The sequence below is a fragment of the Vibrio sp. M260112 genome, from assembly GCF_036533775.1.
Taxonomy (GTDB): Bacteria; Pseudomonadota; Gammaproteobacteria; order Enterobacterales; family Vibrionaceae; genus Vibrio.
Map to the genome: position 1 here is coordinate 1 of NZ_JATABH010000099.1, position 3960 is coordinate 3960.

The 3960-nt window shown below is 46.6% G+C and carries 2 protein-coding genes and 2 pseudogenes; all 4 read right to left on the bottom strand.

The window, feature by feature from the left end; translation table 11 throughout:
- Window positions 1–243 (bottom strand): annotated as a pseudogene (locus tag QTN95_RS19855) (hypothetical protein); the annotation flags it as partial.
- Entirely contained in the window at window positions 236–2296 is a 2061-nt protein-coding gene (locus QTN95_RS19860) for a T6SS phospholipase effector Tle1-like catalytic domain-containing protein (RefSeq protein WP_331418718.1), read from the bottom strand. The pseudogene QTN95_RS19855 and the gene QTN95_RS19860, both read right to left, overlap by 8 nt.
- Window positions 2293–3063, bottom strand: coding sequence for a DUF4123 domain-containing protein (locus QTN95_RS19865; RefSeq protein ID WP_331418719.1), 771 nt, complete (start codon window positions 3061–3063; stop codon window positions 2293–2295). Before QTN95_RS19865 ends, QTN95_RS19860 begins: the two co-directional genes overlap by 4 nt.
- Window positions 3063–3806 (bottom strand): annotated as a pseudogene (locus QTN95_RS19870) (bacteriophage T4 gp5 trimerisation domain-containing protein); the annotation flags it as partial. The pseudogene QTN95_RS19870 and the gene QTN95_RS19865, both read right to left, overlap by 1 nt.
- Between the last annotated feature and the right edge of the window lie 154 nt (window positions 3807–3960).

Consider the following 3960-nt stretch of genomic DNA (forward strand, 5'->3'; position numbering starts at 1 on the left):
TTCCATCTTGTATCGAGATTGCAGCAATCCGCCATACGGCAGCATCATACTGGTCCAGTCCTCTTGGTAGTTAACCCCATACGCTTCTGTTATGCCAGCAGGGTAATTATAAGAGATTGCGGCGCCAATTCGCCAAGGCCTAAACCTAGGGTCATCAGGGTAGTTTGGCTTAGTACGTCCGACTAAGCCAGCGATTAGAGCGAGTATGGCAATGGTTGTGATTGCGAGATAGCGTTTATTCACCGTCGTACTCCTCGCGTGCGTAGCGTTGATTGATGGTGTGAGGTTTATTTGGGGTCACGATACCAAACCAATCATCGATATCGGAGGAATGATGGAGCAGCCCCAGGGCAATAAAGTTATTAAGCATATCTGTAGAACCCAACAGCTTTTGTATATTGACTACTTCGCCGGCTTTTGCCAAATCCAGTACTCTTTGGCATAGAAGTCCGAAATCGAATGGAAGAATTTGCGGTTGATAGGGATAGGCCAACTGACTTTGAACCGGATAGTATAAGTGGGCGTCTTGTTTACTTTCTTGGCAATTCCAAACATAAGGGCCTTCTGGTTTGTCATATACAGGCACGCCAGCAAATTCTGCCAGTCCATACATCACCCGTAAGTAGAGGCGCGATAAATCGCCTTCGGTACATTTGCGATAAAGCAGATGCGCTGTCGCACCGCTGGTGTATTTCCCTTCATAGGTCAATTCTGGATTAGTCAGTAAATAGTCTTGCCATAGCCAACCGTGTTTAAGTTCAATATCTAACGCTTGTTCAAGCTCTGTGGTTAGGGCGGCAAGTTGTTTTTTTTGCCCGAACAGGGATAACTCAGTGTTTTGCACGCTTGCTATGCGTTTATTTTCCAGTAGCGGTAATAGATAGTCTGCGTTGGAGAAGGCGACACGTGAGTGATAGCCGCCACCAATATCGGAATGTGCGCCGGGCAATACGATTTCATCAAAATGAGGGGCGGAATTGAGTCTGTTAAGGCTGAAGTTATAGCGGTATTCGCTGTGTTTGTTGGCCACAAGGTGGACGGCTTTGCGCACTCTGGCAGGATCTAACCATAATCGTACCGGTTCATCATTATCATTATGCGCGATTCCGTAAGCAGCGACGGTATCAAACAACCCAGCAAACATCACTTCACAGTGCTGGTTACTCTCCCAATCAAAATCCGTGATTAGGGTATGTTTATCTTGTTGCTTATTCATGGCATCAATAAAGGCTGGAGCAAATTCCCCATTTTTACCTAGTAATATACTATTAATACAGTGCCTTGCCGCCGCCGCGCCGCGACTAAAGCCAAATACATCAAACTCGAGTTTACTGAAGCCATCACAAGTAACGTTATCTCTTTTCGCAATGTCATCAAGTATATTTTCTAGTTGAAAGCACACATTGTAAATCCCTGTACGGACTTTATTGATAATGCCATATTTCCCCAAACCAAACGCCAATCCCTTGTTATCTTCGTCTGCTTTGGCAATATCGGTGCTATTGCCTGTGCCTATCCCAGTAATGTATTGAGCATAACGGTAGACAGTTTTATCCTCATTGAAGGAGTCACTCTGGTAGAGGTCAAAGAGCTTCTGGATATTGGTCAGTTCATTGGCCGCGCTGCCTGTTATGTCGGCCCAATCGAAACATTTTTCAATGAATTGCGTTGGATGAATATCTTGAGTGTTAGCAATCTCTTCTGATACCTGATAAGCGGCTTGCCATAGGTAGTAGCGATCCTCTAATCGAGCTTTGCCCCATTTGGCACTGTAGCTGTTGTTGGCTGTCCCATCAAAAAACATCCCTAACCTTAGAGTAATATAGCGACAGCCTTGGATGGTCACGAAGTGACTGGTATTCGTAACCAGTTTGACCACGCCAAGCGCCTCTTTTTGGTGGCGTTTGGGGATGTTTTGCCCTTGCTCTAGCTGCACAAAGTCACCCAAGGTTAGCGTATGATGCGTCCAAGAAGCACCACTGCTTGCGGCTGGGTTCTGTTTAAGCCATTGCTGGACAGGAGAAGTCTCACCGTCAAAGGGCAGTCGACGCTGGGTGTGATATAACCAGGTTGGATTATCGAATTGGAGAGTAACACGTCCAGGAGCCAAGCTTACCAAGCGTATCGGTTCCTCTCCAAGGGTCACTGGGTAAACCGCTCCACTTGCGTCGATCAAATTCCCTTTTATGTTGGGGAATGGTTGGTTATGTTCATCGCGAATATGGATTTCTATCCAATGGGTGTAGCTTTCGCAAGGAATGCAGTGCTCACTGACACCTAAGGCTCCAAAAGTCATTTTAATGCTCCTATAACGTACTCCAGTTGCTCTCGCTCAGTCAGTGATAAGTGCAAAACGTCAACCACATCATTGATGTTGACGATCTCAGCCTTAATTAAGTGAGCCAGTACGTAAATTTGTCTATCGACAGAGGTGGCATACATTGGCGGAAACTGTTGCAAGGCTTTTTTTATAAACTGTTTGGGGTTAGCTAACCTGTTGATTGCTGTTGGTAGCACACGCCATAACGCTCGCTCAATATTGGTGGCGAGTGTGGTGTGGTCTTCTTTTGCTGTCAGATGCTCACTTTTCACTCTCCACCAAGGGTTTGTTTGCAAAGTAAAAGCCAGGGACGAGTGATTTTCATAGCGGATATATTCCTCACCTTGCCAATGTAGCCAATGACTTATGTTCCCTAAGAACTGATAACGCTCACCGTCACTCATCACGGCGAGCATGGGCATAATGACGACAGGATCATAAAAGCGGAACAACACCTTTTCTCCCTCTAGATAGGCCCAGAGAAGGCTGCGTAAATGGGCCATAACGCCATTAAATTCGGTCTTGCTGGCTAAGATGATGCCTTGCGTTAGCTCGTTTTGAAGTGCTGGATTGAGTGTCTCAATCGGGATGAGCCACGGAGACAAGGGCATCAACTCGTTTGAAAATGAATTATCGAAGACCGGTGCGGCACCTTCTAATGCACCGGTGGTTTGAATGGTATGTCTGAAATTGCTGGCCGTAACGAGCCAATAGAGATTTGTCTTTTCATCAAATGTCATCATTAAGCATTCTCCTGTTTTTCGGCAGGACATGCTTTTACCGTGCTGACATTCTCGTTTTCTGCCCGCAGCAGTGCAGGTTGAGTGACGTTGGTCGATGAGGTTTCATCTGTCTTTTCTAATGATGCAGTGTCGTTGCTTCTTAAAGGTAACTGAGCGACTTTCCCCGCAAACCCAGATCCTGTGCTTGCACTGCCTCCCGAGTTTAAATTCACGCTAGGGCCAACCAAGCTAACACCAGACGCGTCTAGTTTTATAAAGCTGCCGCCGGCTTTGAGGGTGGTTTCAGAGCCAGCATCTATCACCACTTTATGACCAACCTTGATGTGAATTTCATCACCTGATTGAATGGCGTGGAGCGCACCGACCTTTTGGTGCAAGCTGCCCTCAATAATCGAGGTGGCATCTTGTTTGACTAGAGTACGGCTTTCACCCTCCACGGTGAGGTTGTGGTGGTTTTTAATCAGAGTGAAGTGGTCGTTATCGATCGTGATATGTTGGTCGCGCTTAACATGAGTGGTCATGTCATTCAGCACTATCGAGTCAAAATCCTTCTGCGCATGAAGATAGACTTGCTCTTGGTCTGCTTGGTCTTCAAAACTCAGTTCGTTAAAGCCTTGCCCTTGGTGGGTCTCACTGCGCAGGACGGTTTTGGTTTTGTTCTTGGGCAGAACATAGGGCGGTTTATTGACTGCATGATAGGTGCGCCCCGTGATGATGGGCTGATCAGGGTCACCATTGAGAAATTGCGGTTAAGTCATGCCGACGGCTGGCTAAGGTGATTTGATAACAAAAACCGTAACAAGGTCGATGATGAAACACGCTGGCAGACAAGGACTCTTGCCCATCGAACTGAGTCACAACCAAGGCATCATCGCCGAGTCCTTCTATATCTATGGT